This window comes from Bacteroides caecimuris, from assembly GCF_001688725.2.
Lineage (GTDB): Bacteria > Bacteroidota > Bacteroidia > Bacteroidales > Bacteroidaceae > Bacteroides > Bacteroides caecimuris.
Map to the genome: position 1 here is coordinate 2,061,909 of NZ_CP015401.2, position 15,701 is coordinate 2,077,609.

The window sequence follows — 15,701 nt, forward strand, 5'->3', positions numbered from 1 at the left end:
ACTCCCCCTACAAGCCGATATTTTGGCATTGTTTTTGTGTTTTTTATTCTACGCAGTGCTTTATTATTAGAGAGAATCAATTAACTTTGCAAACGATTTATGCATATCAGTATGGCATAAACTAAATTAAAACGAAAAGATGAAAGAAAGATATTTATTGGAAGATGGAAGCAATAACGGCTTCTCGCTAATCACTGACTATGATGGGAACGATGAACAGGCATTTGATGTAAATGTGAAATCTGGTGAAATTCTTCCGGTACTCCCTTTACGTAACATGGTGTTGTTTCCTGGAGTATTCCTACCAATTACAGTGGGTCGTAAGTCTTCTCTGAAACTCATACGAGACGCTGATAAGAAACATAAAGATATTGCCGTAGTATGCCAGAGATCGGCACATACAGAAGATCCGAAGCTGGAGGACTTGCACAATATCGGCACCGTAGGACGAATTGTGCGGATATTGGAAATGCCCGATCAAACAACGACTGTCATCCTTCAAGGAATGAAACGTCTGAACCTGATAAACATTATCGAAACCCATCCGTATCTGAAAGGTGAAATAGAACTTCTGGAAGAAGATATTCCAAGCAAAGACGATAAAGAGTTTCAAGCCTTGGTAGAAGCTTGTAAGGACCTGACAATGAGATATATCAAATCATCAGATGTGATACATCAGGATTCAGCATTTGCTATCAAGAATATCAACAGCCCGATGTTTATGGTCAATTTCATCTGCTCGAACCTGCCGTTCAAGAAAGACGAGAAGATGGACTTGTTGAGCATCCAGTCATTACGTGAACGCACATATCATTTACTGGAAATCCTGAACCGCGAAGTGCAACTGGCAGAAATCAAGGCATCCATCCAAATGCGTGCCCGAGAAGATATCGACCAGCAGCAACGCGAATACTTCCTGCAACAGCAAATCAAGACTATCCAGGATGAACTGGGTGGCAGCGGTCAGGAACAGGAAATAGAAGAAATGCGCCAAAAGGCAGAAAGAATGCATTGGAACGCAGAAGTCAGGGAAACATTTATGAAAGAACTGGCTAAACTGGAACGTACCCATCCGCAATCTCCGGATTACAGCGTACAGCTTAACTATCTGCAAACCATGCTCAATCTTCCTTGGGGTACATATACAACTGACAATCTGAACCTTAAAAACGCAGAAAAGACGTTGAACAAAGACCATTACGGATTGGAGAAAGTGAAAGAACGCATTTTGGAGCATTTGGCTGTATTAAAGTTGAAAGGTGATATGAAATCACCGATTATCTGCTTATATGGTCCTCCGGGAGTAGGTAAAACATCTCTTGGAAAATCCATTGCATCTGCGCTCAAACGGAAGTATGTACGTATGTCTTTGGGCGGTGTGCATGACGAAGCTGAAATCCGCGGTCATCGAAAAACTTATATCGGTGCCATGCCCGGACGAATCATCAAGAGCTTGATTAAAGCTGGTGCATCCAATCCTGTCTTTATCTTGGATGAAATAGACAAGGTTAGCGCCGACCGTCAGGGAGACCCCTCTTCCGCATTACTGGAAGTGCTTGATCCGGAACAGAATACTGCTTTCCACGATAACTTCCTAGATGTAGACTACGACCTCTCAAAGGTATTGTTTATCGCAACAGCCAACAACCTGAATACAATCCCCGGTCCATTGCTCGACCGTATGGAATTGATTGAGGTTAGCGGATATATCACAGAAGAGAAAATAGAGATAGCCCGCAAGCATCTGGTTCCCAAAGAGCTGGAAGCCAACGGACTTAAAAAGACAGATATCAAGCTTCCCAAAGATACGCTGGAAGCTATCATCGAGTCATACACCCGTGAAAGCGGCGTTCGTGAGCTGGAAAAGAAGATTGGTAAAATCCTTCGTAAATCAGCCCGACAGTATGCTACGGACGGTTATTTCACCAAAACAGAAATCAAACCGTCGGATTTGTATGACTTCCTGGGAGCACCGGAATATACACGTGACAAGTATCAAGGAAATGATTACGCAGGCGTAGTCACCGGATTGGCATGGACAGCCGTCGGAGGCGAAATCTTATTTGTAGAAACGAGCTTGAGCCGTGGCAAGGGCGGACGTCTCACACTGACCGGTAATCTGGGGGATGTGATGAAAGAATCTGCCATGTTGGCACTTGAATATATCAAGGCGCACGCTTCGGTCCTGAATCTGGACGAGGATATCTTCGACAACTGGAATATCCATATCCACGTTCCCGAAGGCGCAATTCCGAAAGACGGTCCGTCAGCAGGTATCACGATGGCCACCTCTTTGGCTTCTGCCCTGACCCAAAGAAAAGTGAAAGCCAACATTGCCATGACAGGCGAAATTACCCTTCGCGGCAAAGTGCTTCCCGTGGGTGGCATCAAAGAGAAGATATTGGCAGCCAAGCGTGCCGGAATCAAGGAAATCATCATGAGTGCCGAGAACAAAAAGAACATAGATGAGATTCAGGAGATTTATCTGAAAGGACTGACTTTCCACTATGTAAACGATATAAAAGAGGTATTTGCCATTGCGCTGACCAATGAGAAAGTGTCGGACGCTATTGATTTATCCGTTAAGAAACCCAGCCAGGAATGACATTTGAGTTACAATATACAGACACTAAAAGTAATGCCCGTGCGGGTCTGATTACCACAGACCACGGGCAGATACAAACACCGATCTTTATGCCGGTGGGCACACTGGGCACAGTTAAGGGAGTACATCTGACTGAATTGAAAGAGGATATTCAGGCACAGATTATTCTAGGCAATACCTATCACCTTTATTTACGTCCGGGACTGGATGTAATCGAGAAAGCAGGCGGACTGCACCGTTTTAACGGTTTCGACCGCCCGATGCTGACTGACAGCGGTGGTTTCCAAGTATTCTCTTTGGCTGGAATCAGAAAGCTGCGAGAAGAAGGAGCCGAATTTCGTTCGCATATCGACGGAAACAAACACATCTTCACTCCGGAAAAGGTGATAGACATAGAACGCACCATCGGCGCAGACATCATGATGGCATTTGACGAATGCCCTCCCGGTGATTCGGATTATGAGTATGCCAAAAAGTCATTAGGTTTGACGCACAGATGGCTCGATCGTTGTATACAACGTTTTAATGAGACGGAACCTAAATATGGTTACAAGCAAGCTCTCTTCCCTATTGTACAAGGTTGTGTCTACCCCGACCTGCGCAAACAATCAGCAGAGTTTATCGCGTCGAAAGGGGCCGAAGGAAACGCAATTGGCGGTTTGGCAGTAGGTGAACCGGTAGACAAGATGTATGAAATGATCGAGATTGTTAATGAAATACTTCCCAAAGACAAACCTCGTTACCTGATGGGTGTCGGAACCCCTGTTAATATTCTTGAAGGAATAGAGCGTGGCGTGGACATGTTCGACTGCGTTATGCCTACACGAAACGGACGAAATGGCATGTTGTTCACCAAAGATGGCATTATCAACATGCGAAACAAGAAATGGGAAACCGACTTCTCTCCCATCGAAGCCGACGGGGCTTCGAGCGTAGATACGTTGTACAGCAAGGCTTATTTGCGCCATCTTTTCCACGCGCAAGAGCTACTGGCCATGCAAATTGCCTCGATACACAACTTGGCATTCTATCTGTGGCTGGCAGGAGAAGCAAGAAAGCATATTATCGCCGGAGATTTTTCGACTTGGAAGCCAATGATGGTCAAAAGAGTATCAACTAGATTATAAGAAATGAAAAGCAATCGATTTATAAAACGGCTGGATTGGTATATCATCAAGAAGTTCTTGGGGACATACGTATTTGCTATTGCATTGATCATTTCTATTGCAGTGGTATTCGATTTCAACGAAAAGATGGATAAATTGATGGAGCATGAAGCTCCTTGGGATAAGATCATCTTTGAATACTACATGAACTTTATCCCCTATTTCTCCAATCTGTTCAGTCCGCTGTTCGTATTCATTGCTGTTATTTTCTTTACCTCCAAACTGGCAGAGAACTCTGAAATCATCGCTATGTTCTCCACCGGTATGAGTTTTAAGAGAATGATGCGTCCTTATATGATTTCGGCCGCTATCATTGCGCTGACCACCTTCACGCTAAGTTCGTACGTGATTCCTAAAGGAAGCGTGACGCGCCTGAACTTTGAAGATAGGTACATCAAACCCAAAAAACAAAATTCGGTAAGCAATGTGCAATTAGAGGTAGACAGCGGGGTTATAGCGTACATTGACAACTATAACAACGCCATGAAAACCGGTAACCGTTTTTCATTGGATAAATTCGTTGACAAGAAGCTGGTTTCCCATCTGACCGCACGACGCATCACTTACGACACTGCAACTATTCATAAATGGACAATCCACGACTATATGATACGCGAATTAGATGGTTTAAAAGAAAAAATCACTAAGGGAGACCGAATCGACTCTATTATCAATATGGAGCCTTCTGACTTTCTTATCATGAAAAATCAGCAGGAGATGCTAACCAGCCCCGAACTAAGTGACTATATAGAAAAACAAAAGCGAAGAGGATTTGCCAACATCAAGGAGTTTGAGATTGAATATCACAAACGCATTGCCATGTCATTCGCCTCTTTCATCCTTACCATCATCGGTGTATCGCTTTCATCCCGCAAAACAAAAGGTGGTATGGGACTCCACTTGGGTATCGGATTAGGATTAAGTTTTTCTTATATCCTCTTCCAGACGATTACCTCCACCTTTGCCGTGAACGGAAATGTGCCTCCTGCCATTGCAGTCTGGATTCCCAATATCCTTTATGCAGGTATCGCATTCTTCCTGTATCAGAAAGCACCCAAATAACCAGAAAGCAACAAATAAAAGGATTGCAAGCCTTCCGCAGTCTTCAGGAACTCGATCCGCAGACTATCCAAAGGCTTCGGATATACCGCAGAAAGAAAGATATAAAAACAAGAAGTTCCGCCTATTCCTGCTAATGCAAGTGTAGGCGGAACTTTTTTGTTGTATCCATTTCCTCTTTTGTCTATTCTCCATTCCTGACTTTATCATTGCGTCACCCAAATCATAACTCTAACCAATCATCAGTATCAATGAGGTACGCTATAGCTCTCTCCTCCTCTGTGAGGCAGAGAGTTTTTGTTATAGTGTCTTTATTCTCCGGACGTGCAATCTCAATAGTAACTATAGTCTCGGCTATCTTGAGTGTTTCATCTACAGAGTATGGACACCCAGACAATTTTAATAGCCTTTCAAGTTCCTTGTATACTTTCAAAGCAACGAAACATATACAAACATGAGCCTCAATTCTTCTTGGCGTGAAATGGAACATCGGTCTTACATCCAGCGTACCTTTGGTAATACGAAACGACCGTTCCACATTCCATAGATTCTGATAGGCTTCATAGACTTTCTCTGGACTTAGATCCGTATTTGTCTTATACCCTTTTAATCCATCCCATATTGCATCTTCCTTTATCTTTTCCTCATCTATACTGACTGTAATTCCAGAACTGACTGAAAGGAACTTGTTGTAGCCTCGTTTGTTGATGTCCGCCTTCGTCAGTGTTCCCTTAGAAAAACGTTTTCTTAGCCTTTCCACACCTTGTTCTCTATCGAATGCGTTCTTCTTTGCCCTTTCATCAGAGTATCCAACAATAAGCCTGTCTCCATCCGGATATTTGATATCATTGAACACCCCACACCGACGCTCTGTTGCAATTATTTTCTCCATTATCCGGCCGGATTCCTTCTTTATCCTGGCACCTATTATATACTTATATCCACCATCACGGAGTAGCTTTACATTCTTTGCGCTCATAAGCCCGGAGTCTGCAATTACTACAAAATCATTGCCGAGATTGAATCTTTGAACAAAATCATCTACGATGGGAAGCATTGTATATCCCTCATATTGTGAACCGTTAAACAGAGAATAAGACAAGGGATATCCTCCACGACTGACAAGAAGTCCTAAAACTACTTGTGAATTTGCATTTTTACCATCTTTGGAAAAACCGGATTCCCGTAACTCGTCCTTATTCGTTGTCTCAAAATAAAGGGTTGTGACATCGTAGAAAAGTATCCCTAAATTCCCGCCAAACAATCCTTTTGTATGCTTAACACTTATCTCCTGCACGAGTTCCTGCTGGGTATTATATAGTTTATCGAGATAACGATAAATCTTCTGTAAACTGACCTCTTCCTTGAAATGCCGTCTCAGATAATCCACTGTGGCCTTCTTGCTCATAGGAGAGCATATTCTGGATACTACAAGATGACGTAGTTCTTCATCCTGTATGATATTGAATCCGATTTTATCGTAAACTTTATTGATGATTCTCTGAGGTGAATTCAGAGAAGTACTTATTATATTGGATACTATGTACTCAGTCATTGAATTCTCTTCCCGTCTTAGTTTTTCACACTCATCATCAGGGAAGCTTATGGTTTGCTGTCCACCGTAATGGGCTATCCAATTCTTTCCTTCATTTACAAGTTGACTAATTTCATCCTCGGTTGTACCCACACCTATGACATGGAGTTCCGTAAATCTACTGGAACTCTTATCGGCGACGACAACACTGGTCGAACCGGATCGATTCTTTTTCCTACGCACAAACATAGCACGAAGATACAAAATTCCCGTGCGTCACCCAAATTAGACTTAAAAACACTGCTACAGATATCTATAGGGCAGGTTCATGAGAAAATTTTAAAAAAGTGATAAAGTCAGGAAAAACAAGAAGTTCCGCCTATTCCTGCTAATGCAAGTGTAGGCGGAACTTTTTTGTTGTATCCATTTCCTCTTTTGTCTATTCTCCATTGTTTTCACCTGACGGTGATCCGGAAAATCCCTCTTTCTCCTTACATTCCTAAAATCGTTAACCGATTTCTTTTACATAAGCAGAAAGATCTGCAGCAGAGATGTTTTTGGCTATTATTACACCATTTCCATCCAATAAATAGTTAGTGAATCCCCGATTTAAACGGTATTTCTTAAACAATCCGGAATCCTCGCCTTCTGTTTCCACGAAACAAGTGGGCGTAACTATTTGATCCTTACGAACAGTTTCCTTAAATATTGACTGATATTCGTCAAATGAAACAGAAACCATTTCCACATTATGAGAAGAACGAAGCGCATTGCTTAAACTTACGTTTTGCATCCGGGACTGCGCGTCATAACTTGCCCAAAAACTCAGCAACACATATTTGCCTTTCAAATTTCCCAACTTAAAGGCGGGTTGCTCATTTGACGTAGATTCGATTTTGAAATCAGGGGCTACGTCGCCCTCATTCAAACCTCCGGTAGGTTTGTCTTTCTCAACGAAAGCGGTCAAGGAACAAATCAGTAATACAACAAAAATCCATTTTACATACTTCATGTAATTCGGTTCTAGTTAATACTATCCGGGGACTGTCCTTAAACAGTGGTTTCTTCCCGAAACGTTGTCTTTTCAGGCATCAGGCGAAGAGGAATCCGCTGATTATCAGAGCCTTTGTTTTTTTGAAACCGAGTGCAAAGGTAAGCAAATATTAAATTAACTTCCAAGCAAATAAGCAAAAATCTCACTTTTCGGGTATAACTTTTTATGTTATTTAGCATAAAAACGAACTTTTTTCTCTACTTTTGCAAAGTTAAAGTCTATTTTTTATGCAACCATCAAATACTGAATTGATTCTGATTCGAGTTACCGGCGAAGATCGTCCGGGACTGACTGCTTCTGTGACTGAAATTCTTGCCAAATATGATGCTACGATCCTTGATATCGGCCAGGCAGATATTCATAATACCTTATCGTTGGGGATTCTGTTCAAGAGCGAAGAAAAACACTCCGGATTCATTATGAAGGAACTCCTGTTCAAAGCTTCTTCATTGGGAGTGACCATCCGGTTTGAACCTATCACCACCGAACAATATGACAATTGGGTAGGCATGCAAGGGAAAAACCGCTATATCCTGACAGTGTTGGGACGCAAACTTTCCGCCCGCCAGATTTCTGCCGCTACAAGCATATTAGCCGAACAGGGTATGAATATCGATGCTATCAAGCGTCTGACAGGTCGTATCCCGTTGGACGAATATCAGACTGATACACGTACTCGAGCTTGCATCGAATTTTCAGTAAGAGGTACTCCGAAAGACCGCATTGCCATGCAGGAGAAGCTAATGGAGCTGGCCAGCGAACTGGAAATGGACTTTTCTTTCCAACAAGATAATATGTACCGCCGTATGCGCCGCCTGATTTGTTTTGATATGGACTCTACCTTAATAGAGACAGAAGTGATTGACGAACTAGCCATCCGTGCTGGTGTAGGCAACGAGGTGAAAGCCATCACGGAAAGCGCCATGCGTGGAGAAATAGACTTTACAGAGAGCTTTACCCGCCGCGTAGCCTTATTGAAGGGGTTGGACGAATCGGTAATGCAGGAAATAGCCGAGAACTTGCCTATCACAGAGGGTGTAGAGCGACTGATGTATGTATTGAAGAAGTACGGTTACAAGATCGCCATCCTTTCGGGAGGGTTCACATATTTCGGTCAGTACCTGCAAAAGAAATATGGTATAGATTATGTCTATGCCAACGAACTGGAAATCATCGACGGTAAACTGACCGGACGTTACTTGGGGGATGTAGTAGACGGAAAACGGAAAGCCGAACTGCTCCGCCTCATTGCACAAGTGGAAAAGGTAGATATTGCACAGACCATCGCCGTAGGAGACGGAGCCAACGACCTTCCTATGCTAGGGGTTGCCGGACTAGGAATCGCCTTCCATGCCAAGCCCAAAGTAGTGGCCAATGCCAAGCAATCAATCAACACTATCGGACTGGATGGAGTGCTCTATTTCCTCGGATTCAAAGATTCTTACTTGAATATGTAATTAGACCAAAAAATAGATTATCTTTGCTGACAAATAAAATAAAAGAATGAAGTTTTCCGAACTACAATTAAATGCAAATGTACTTGAGGCGCTTGATGCCATGCGATTTGACGAATGTACGCCTATACAAGAACAAGCAATTCCAATCATACTCGAGGGTAAAGATTTGATCGCAGTAGCACAGACAGGGACAGGTAAAACAGCAGCGTTTCTGCTTCCTGTATTGAACAAATTATCTGAAGGTCAACATCCGGAGGATGCGATTAATTGTGTCATCATGTCTCCTACCCGGGAATTAGCTCAACAGATTGACCAGCAAATGGAAGGTTTTTCCTATTTCATGCCGGTATCGAGCGTTGCTGTATATGGCGGAAATGACGGGATATTGTTCGAACAACAGAAAAAGGGACTCACATTGGGAGCTGACGTTGTCATTGCTACTCCCGGACGTCTGATCGCCCATTTAAGCCTTGGATATGTAGATCTTTCCAAGGTTTCTTATTTTATTTTAGATGAAGCAGACCGGATGCTCGACATGGGATTCTACGAAGATATCATGCAAATAGTCAAATATCTGCCGAAGGAACGACAGACTATCATGTTTTCAGCAACAATGCCGACAAAGATACAGCAATTGGCAAATACGATCTTAAACGATCCGTCGGAAATAAAGCTCGCAGTTTCCAAACCTGCCGAAAAGATTATTCAGGCGGCATACGTCTGCTATGAAAATCAAAAGCTGGGCATCATACGCAGTCTTTTTATGGATGAGGTCCCGGAACGTGTGATTATCTTTGCTTCTTCCAAAATCAAGGTTAAAGAAGTTGCCAAGGCATTGAAATCAATGAAACTGAACGTAGGTGAGATGCATTCGGACTTGGAACAGGCTCAACGGGAAACGGTTATGCACGAGTTTAAAGCCGGACGAATCAATATATTAGTAGCTACGGACATCGTTGCACGTGGTATCGACATCGATGATATCCGCTTGGTTATCAACTTCGACGTGCCTCACGACAGCGAGGACTATGTGCACCGCATCGGTCGTACAGCACGTGCCAACAATGACGGGGTGGCACTTACGTTTATCAACGAAAAGGAACAGAGTAACTTCAAAAGCATTGAGAATTTCCTGGAGAAAGAGATTTATAAGATTCCCATCCCTGAAGAATTGGGAGAGGCTCCAGAATACAAACCGCGTTCGTTCAACAAAAACAGGAATAGGAATTTCTCTAAAAGAAAAGATTTCCGAGGAAAAAGAAACAACGGAGGGAAGAAAAGCAACTACTCTGCGCCCAGACAAAAATAGAATCTATAATTCTTTGTTTGGATAGAATCCGTATTTCTTATTGGGGAAAACCTAATTTCTATTTGGATAGAAGTAGAATCCTTATTTAGATGAGGTAATCTCCAAATCGCCTTTAAAACTCACTTCCATATTTACAATGCTATATATGGAAGTTTCCGGAATGGCTAATACAGCTTGATAATGGAAACCATTCCGGTTTACTTTCACAAACTTTGTATCTGACAGGATTGATTGTGCCAAGAAATCCACAGGAAGTACTTTGTCAAACATCTGTTTGGTTATATCGCTGGCAAACAGACTCCTTTTACCTTCGTATACACAGATGTGCATCACATTATCGTAGTACACATTATCCATACTAATCCCGTCCTCGGAATAAGTCGTCTTGATGACTTTCATCTTAGATGGATTAATATATACGTATGCACGATAGCGAGTGCCATTGTAGGTCACTACACTATCGCGTTTGGTTACTTCCGTATAAGTCGGAATCACTAGTTTCTGACGGACAAAATAAATAGAATCATTGAGATCTTCGGATTTATGCAGTTTTATTACATTATCCGTGATGGAATGAAACCAAAATATATGTTCTCCTTGCTTATTAATCTTGTAATAAGTGGTATCATTTCCATAAGTGTAAAGAATGTCCCGCATTATTTTAAATGCAATGGGAGTACTTTGTGCGTCTGCATAGTAGATGGTATCTCCTTCCACACGCATCAACGGGCTCTCCGTTTCATCGTCCAGCCAAATTCCCTGTAGTATCTCTTTTGCACTAAGATCCTCTTTCTCCTGTTGAAGAGAATGAGGACTCTTATTACCGCCACATGCCGCGAAAAGGATTGCCATTAACGATACAGCCACATTTTTCATCATCTATCTTAGTTTTGTATAAAGATACTCCTATTTTTTTATTTACCAATACAATGGTAAACAAATCCGAGCTCTTCCATCTCTTTTTTATCATATATATTACGTCCGTCCAACACTATTTGTTGAGACATCGTCTTCTTGATAACGGCCCATGAAGGCAGACGGAATTCTTTCCATTCGGTAACTAGCATCAATACATCAGCATCCAACACTGCATCGTACATGTCACAAGCATAATAGATTGTATCTCCAATTCTACGTTTGCACTCTTGTACGGCAGCCGGATCGTATGCACGCACCTTGCAACCAGCTTCTAGCAATTTATTGATCAGGACTAATGCCGGAGCCTCACGCATGTCATCCGTTTCCGGTTTAAATGCCAGTCCCCACAAAGCAACAGTCTTACCTTGCAAATCGCCATTAAACTGTTTCTTTAACTTCTCAAACAGGACGCTTTTCTGTTGTTCATTTACTTCTTCCACAGCACTAAGTACCCGCATACTATAACCGTTTTGTTCCGCAGTCTTAATCAATGCTTTCACGTCTTTAGGAAAGCAGGAACCACCATATCCGATGCCCGGATACAAGAATTTACGTCCGATACGGGTGTCCGAACCTATTCCGCTACGTACCATGTTCACATCCGCACCAACGATTTCGCATAAGTTCGCGATATCATTCATAAAACTGATACGAGTTGCCAACATCGAGTTTGCTGCATATTTAGTCATTTCCGCAGATGGAATATCCATGAAAATCACACGGAAATTATTCAATAAGAATGGCTTGTATAGTTTGGACATCAATTTCTCCGCACGTGCCGACTCTACTCCCACTACCACACGGTCCGGACTCATAAAGTCACTAATCGCATTTCCCTCTTTCAGGAATTCCGGATTAGAAGCCACGTCAAAATCAACTTTCATGCCTCTCTTATCCAATTCTTCCTGAATAACCGCGCGAACCTTACTGGCAGTACCCACCGGAACGGTACTTTTGGTAACTACCAATTTATACTGTTTCATATTGCGACCAATGGTGCGAGCCACCTCCAACACGTATTTCAAATCAGCGCTACCGTCTTCATCCGGAGGGGTACCAACCGCACTGAATATAACTTCCACGTCGTCCAGACAACTTTCTAATGAGGTTGTAAACTTCAATCGCTTTGCTTTCATATTACGGAGCACCATCTCTTCCAATCCATTCTCATAAATCGGAATATTCCCCTTTTGCAAAGATTCGATTTTCTCTTTATTCGTGTCTACACACGTTACATTCACGCCAATTTCGGCAAAGCATGTACCTGAAACCAGACCCACATACCCTGTTCCCACGATTGCTATTTTCATACTTGAGCTATTGTTTATTTAGAAATTCATTCAAAATAAACAGCGTCTTTAAAGGCAGTCCCCTCTCTGTCTTTCGCCGATAATACCATTTGCGAATCTGCCAACGGCCAATCTATCCCCAATGTTTCATCATTATACAAAATAGACGCTTCTGCCTGCGGAGCATACTTGTTATCTACCTTATACGTAAATACAGCTTCTTCGCTCAAAACTGCAAAACCATGAGCAAAACCACGGGGAATAAAAAATTGTCTCTTGTTTTCCTCACTAAGCAATACGCAAACGTGCTTTCCAAACGTAGGCGATGATTTACGCAAATCAACGGCAACGTCCAGTACCTTCCCTTTGAGAACACGAACCAGTTTCGCCTGACTGTATTCTCCTTTCTGATAGTGCAATCCGCGTAACACACCAAAAGATGATTTCGACTCGTTGTCCTGTATAAAATCTACAGGACCGATATTGGCATCAAACTCTTCTTTCTTATAGGCTTCCATAAAATAGCCCCGTTCATCGGAGAAAACTTTAGGCTCTATCAGCCATACTCCGTCTATTTCCGTCTGTATATAGTTCATTATTGATAGTGATAAATAAAACGATGCAAAAGTAGTGAATTTTTCGAAGTTTTCTGGGATATATTCAATTTATCTCGTAATTTTGCAGACATGATTGAATTGGCACAACATATAGAGACTTTACTACTGGAAAATGATTGCGTCATTGTTCCGGGCTTTGGCGGTTTTGTAGCGCATTACTCGCCTGCAACCCGCATTAAGGAAGAAAATATATTCTTACCTCCTACCCGCACAATCGGCTTTAATCCTCAATTAAAACTGAATGACGGCGTATTGGTGCAATCTTATATGTCAGCGTATGACACAAGTTTTGCTGACGCCAGCCGCATAGTAGAAAAGGAAGTAAACGAATTCATCGGTCTCCTTCATGAAGAAGGAAAAGCACATTTGGATAATATAGGCGAGATTCATTATAATGTTTACGGTAACTATGAGTTTATACCTTATGACTCTAAGATAACGACTCCTTCATTATACGGTCTTGATTTCTTTGAAATGCAGGAACTTTCCGTTCTGCAACAGAAAGAAAAAGTATGGGTACCGACTCATCAGGAGAAGGAAAAGAAGACTTTTGAAATTAGTATCAATCGTGCATATCTTCGCAATGCTGCAGCAATGATTGCTGCTATCGTTTTATTCTTTGCCTTTTCAACTCCGGTAGAGAATACCGATGTTCAAAAGAACAATTATGCACAATTATTACCCAGTGAGCTTTTTGAGCAAATAGAAAAGCAATCGGTTGCAGTAACTCCTGTGTATGTTAAGAGCGAGGCAATGCAACAAGCTAAGAAGCTTTCTGCTTCTTCAACAAAGGCTTCATCCACTAAAAAGCATACAGCAGATAAGGTCAAGACTTCCAAACCAATCGCAGTTAAAGAAGTGAAAGTGACCAAACAGGGAACATCAGCGACTACTGCCGCTACTGCCCCTGCGGTTAAATCTCAAAAAAGCGTTAACCATCCTTTTCATATCATTGTGGCAGGAGGAATCAGCCTGAAAGATGCAGAAGCCATAGCAACCCAATTAAAATCAAAAGGGTTTGCTAATGCAAAAGCGCTGAATATGGATGGAAAAGTACGTGTCAGCATCAGTTCATTCGACAACCGTAATGAAGCGACTAAGCAATTACTTGAGCTAAGAAAAAACGAAACTTATAAGAATGCCTGGTTACTGGCTAAATAAAAATCCCTTTTTAAAAGCATGAAACGAGTTCTTTGCCCTAAATGTGAGAATTACCTTTTTTTTGATGAAACCAAGTATAGCGAAGGCCAATCACTGGTATTTGAATGTGAGCATTGTGGCAAGCAATTCAGCATCCGGCTTGGAAAAAGCAAAGTAAAGGCTCTTAGAAAGGAAGAAAAACTGGAAGAAGAAGCTGAATCCCATAAAGAAGAATTCGGATATATCACTGTTATCGAAAATGTATTCGGTTATAAACAGATATTGCCCTTACAAGAAGGTGACAATGTCATAGGTCGTCGTTGCGTGGGAACTTCTATCAATACGCCCATTGAAAGCGGTGATATGAGTATGGACCGCCGCCATTGCATCATCAATATCAAACGTAATAAGCAAGGAAAACTTGTTTATACATTGAGGGACGCTCCGAGCCTGACAGGTACTTTCCTCATGAATGAGATCCTAGGGGATAAAGACCGTGTACGCATTGAGGATGGTGCTATTGTGACTATTGGGGCTACAACGTTTATTTTGCACGTTGCTGAATAAATTCTCCTTTTTATTTAAAAACATCTAATACACTTGCTAATAATTTATCCATATGGCGGCTTAGCTTTCTTAGACGAATGTTACGAGGCGGAACATTTGTTATCAATAGAAGATGCTATTAACAATATAGCCATTATCTGCAAAAACAATGGTAACCATTCTATTTTCCGCCTTGACACGCATCGCAACCCAGCATATCTTTGCGCCATAACCAATTACTAACAAAGATTATGGCAAAAGAAAAAGTAAACTACCAGGAGGTGTACGACCTCTATCAGCTGTGCTGCGAAACCAAAGACCTTCGCGAGTTCTGTGCGGATTATGGAGTGAATTACGACAAGTTCATGAACTGGCAGCGCCACCAGCTATGGAGTGAGAAGTTAGGCAAGACAGTCTGGGTGGAACAACCCAAGGTTGCCAAGGTGCAGATAACCGGCAATCCCTGCAACAGTCCAACCGTGAAAATGGAAGTGAAACAGCTTGAAGGTGAGCCTCCTATAAGATGGGTTAAGTTGCAATTGACATCAGGTGCCACACTGTTTCTGAGAAACACCACAGTTCTTGATTTGAGCTTGTTGCTTAATAAAATGATAGGATGATATGCTTGGACTGAGTGCTAACCTGAACTATTATCTGTTCAACGGTAATGTGGATTTGCGGAAAGGCATTTTCCGTCTGTGTGAGAGTATAAGGGAAGAGATGTCACTTGACCCGAGCGATGCATCCAATGTATATATGTTCATGTCCCGTAACCGGAAGGTTGTGAAGATACTTCATTACGAACGCGGTTTTTATGTGCTTTACGAGAAACGTCCTGTCATGGGAAAGTTCAAGAAACCGGTATTTGATGAGGTCTCCAAATGCTACCGGATACAATGGTCAGACATGGCCTATCTTACGGAAAGCATTGTAGTTGACAAGATGTACGTTAGTCCGAAAGATTAATATTAACGCATTGATTATCAATAAAATAATATAAAAATAAA

15 protein-coding genes are annotated in these 15,701 nt (G+C 42.0%); 10 read left to right on the forward strand and 5 right to left on the reverse strand.

Annotated features, from left to right (window positions below; genetic code table 11):
* The first annotated feature begins 139 nt into the window (after positions 1 to 139).
* Genes lon through A4V03_RS08860 form a run of 3 tightly spaced genes read left to right on the forward strand, consistent with a single transcriptional unit; the run spans position 140 to position 4,833 of the window.
* On the forward strand, positions 140 to 2,605 hold the full coding sequence (lon, locus tag A4V03_RS08850) for an endopeptidase La (protein WP_065538609.1): 2,466 nt from the start codon (positions 140 to 142) through the stop codon (positions 2,603 to 2,605).
* The gene (gene tgt, locus A4V03_RS08855; protein WP_065538610.1) at positions 2,602 to 3,732 is read left to right on the forward strand and encodes a tRNA guanosine(34) transglycosylase Tgt; all 1,131 of its coding nucleotides are present in this window, start codon (positions 2,602 to 2,604) and stop codon (positions 3,730 to 3,732) included. Before lon ends, tgt begins: the two co-directional genes overlap by 4 nt.
* 3 nt (positions 3,733 to 3,735) lie before the next feature.
* Positions 3,736 to 4,833, forward strand: a complete 1,098-nt coding sequence (locus tag A4V03_RS08860) for an LptF/LptG family permease (RefSeq protein WP_065538611.1) — start codon at positions 3,736 to 3,738, stop codon at positions 4,831 to 4,833.
* Positions 4,834 to 5,053: 220 nt separating this feature from the next.
* Here A4V03_RS08860 and A4V03_RS08865 read toward each other — a convergent pair whose 3' ends face one another.
* Together A4V03_RS08865 and A4V03_RS08870 are read right to left on the reverse strand one after the other, a co-directional pair.
* Complete coding sequence (locus A4V03_RS08865) at positions 5,054 to 6,613, reverse strand: IS1634 family transposase (RefSeq protein ID WP_065538612.1); 1,560 nt, start codon at positions 6,611 to 6,613, stop codon at positions 5,054 to 5,056.
* A gap of 259 nt (positions 6,614 to 6,872) precedes the next feature.
* Entirely contained in the window at positions 6,873 to 7,376 is a 504-nt protein-coding gene (locus A4V03_RS08870) for a thioredoxin family protein (RefSeq protein WP_065538613.1), read from the reverse strand.
* A 269-nt stretch (positions 7,377 to 7,645) separates the two neighbouring features.
* Between A4V03_RS08870 and serB the strand changes: the two genes are divergently transcribed.
* A complete protein-coding gene (serB, locus tag A4V03_RS08880; RefSeq protein ID WP_065538615.1) occupies positions 7,646 to 8,875 on the forward strand; it encodes a phosphoserine phosphatase SerB in 1,230 nt (409 codons plus the stop codon).
* A 46-nt stretch (positions 8,876 to 8,921) separates the two neighbouring features.
* Complete coding sequence (locus tag A4V03_RS08885; RefSeq protein ID WP_065538616.1) at positions 8,922 to 10,184, forward strand: DEAD/DEAH box helicase; 1,263 nt, start codon at positions 8,922 to 8,924, stop codon at positions 10,182 to 10,184.
* A gap of 81 nt (positions 10,185 to 10,265) precedes the next feature.
* Here A4V03_RS08885 and A4V03_RS08890 read toward each other — a convergent pair whose 3' ends face one another.
* The 3 genes from A4V03_RS08890 to rfbC are packed head-to-tail and all read right to left on the reverse strand — an operon-like array spanning position 10,266 to position 12,987.
* Positions 10,266 to 11,063, reverse strand: a complete 798-nt coding sequence (locus A4V03_RS08890; protein ID WP_065538617.1) for a DUF4738 domain-containing protein — start codon at positions 11,061 to 11,063, stop codon at positions 10,266 to 10,268.
* A gap of 35 nt (positions 11,064 to 11,098) precedes the next feature.
* A complete protein-coding gene (locus A4V03_RS08895) occupies positions 11,099 to 12,412 on the reverse strand; it encodes a UDP-glucose dehydrogenase family protein (RefSeq protein WP_065538618.1) in 1,314 nt (437 codons plus the stop codon).
* Positions 12,413 to 12,438: 26 nt separating this feature from the next.
* Positions 12,439 to 12,987, reverse strand: a complete 549-nt coding sequence (rfbC, locus tag A4V03_RS08900; RefSeq protein ID WP_065538619.1) for a dTDP-4-dehydrorhamnose 3,5-epimerase — start codon at positions 12,985 to 12,987, stop codon at positions 12,439 to 12,441.
* Positions 12,988 to 13,077: 90 nt separating this feature from the next.
* On the opposite strand from rfbC, the gene A4V03_RS08905 reads away from it, so the two are divergent.
* Genes A4V03_RS08905 through tnpB form a run of 5 tightly spaced genes read left to right on the forward strand, consistent with a single transcriptional unit; the run spans position 13,078 to position 15,660 of the window.
* Positions 13,078 to 14,169 (forward strand): HU domain-containing protein, encoded by a 1,092-nt coding sequence (locus tag A4V03_RS08905; RefSeq protein WP_065538620.1) that lies wholly within the window; start codon positions 13,078 to 13,080, stop codon positions 14,167 to 14,169.
* An 18-nt stretch (positions 14,170 to 14,187) separates the two neighbouring features.
* Positions 14,188 to 14,715 (forward strand): FHA domain-containing protein, encoded by a 528-nt coding sequence (locus A4V03_RS08910; protein ID WP_065538621.1) that lies wholly within the window; start codon positions 14,188 to 14,190, stop codon positions 14,713 to 14,715.
* 33 nt (positions 14,716 to 14,748) lie between these two features.
* The gene (locus tag A4V03_RS08915) at positions 14,749 to 14,937 is read left to right on the forward strand and encodes a DUF3791 domain-containing protein (protein ID WP_071807652.1); all 189 of its coding nucleotides are present in this window, start codon (positions 14,749 to 14,751) and stop codon (positions 14,935 to 14,937) included.
* 8 nt (positions 14,938 to 14,945) lie between these two features.
* Positions 14,946 to 15,314, forward strand: a complete 369-nt coding sequence (locus A4V03_RS08920) for a hypothetical protein (protein ID WP_065538622.1) — start codon at positions 14,946 to 14,948, stop codon at positions 15,312 to 15,314.
* 1 nt (position 15,315) lies between these two features.
* Entirely contained in the window at positions 15,316 to 15,660 is a 345-nt protein-coding gene (gene tnpB / locus A4V03_RS08925) for an IS66 family insertion sequence element accessory protein TnpB (protein ID WP_009131421.1), read from the forward strand.
* Positions 15,661 to 15,701: the final 41 nt, after the last annotated feature.

Bases quoted from the DNA above. Each gene is read 5' to 3' on its own strand.
- lon (WP_065538609.1), top strand. From the start codon at position 140: ATGAAAGAAAGATATTTATTGGAAGATGGAAGCAATAACGGCTTCTCG.
- tgt (WP_065538610.1), top strand. From the start codon at position 2,602: ATGACATTTGAGTTACAATATACAGACACTAAAAGTAATGCCCGTGCG.
- A4V03_RS08860 (WP_065538611.1), top strand. From the start codon at position 3,736: ATGAAAAGCAATCGATTTATAAAACGGCTGGATTGGTATATCATCAAG.
- A4V03_RS08865 (WP_065538612.1), bottom strand. From the start codon at position 6,613: ATGTTTGTGCGTAGGAAAAAGAATCGATCCGGTTCGACCAGTGTTGTC.
- A4V03_RS08870 (WP_065538613.1), bottom strand. From the start codon at position 7,376: ATGAAGTATGTAAAATGGATTTTTGTTGTATTACTGATTTGTTCCTTG.
- serB (WP_065538615.1), top strand. From the start codon at position 7,646: ATGCAACCATCAAATACTGAATTGATTCTGATTCGAGTTACCGGCGAA.
- A4V03_RS08885 (WP_065538616.1), top strand. From the start codon at position 8,922: ATGAAGTTTTCCGAACTACAATTAAATGCAAATGTACTTGAGGCGCTT.
- A4V03_RS08890 (WP_065538617.1), bottom strand. From the start codon at position 11,063: ATGATGAAAAATGTGGCTGTATCGTTAATGGCAATCCTTTTCGCGGCA.
- A4V03_RS08895 (WP_065538618.1), bottom strand. From the start codon at position 12,412: ATGAAAATAGCAATCGTGGGAACAGGGTATGTGGGTCTGGTTTCAGGT.
- rfbC (WP_065538619.1), bottom strand. From the start codon at position 12,987: ATGAACTATATACAGACGGAAATAGACGGAGTATGGCTGATAGAGCCT.
- A4V03_RS08905 (WP_065538620.1), top strand. From the start codon at position 13,078: ATGATTGAATTGGCACAACATATAGAGACTTTACTACTGGAAAATGAT.
- A4V03_RS08910 (WP_065538621.1), top strand. From the start codon at position 14,188: ATGAAACGAGTTCTTTGCCCTAAATGTGAGAATTACCTTTTTTTTGAT.
- A4V03_RS08920 (WP_065538622.1), top strand. From the start codon at position 14,946: ATGGCAAAAGAAAAAGTAAACTACCAGGAGGTGTACGACCTCTATCAG.
- tnpB (WP_009131421.1), top strand. From the start codon at position 15,316: ATGCTTGGACTGAGTGCTAACCTGAACTATTATCTGTTCAACGGTAAT.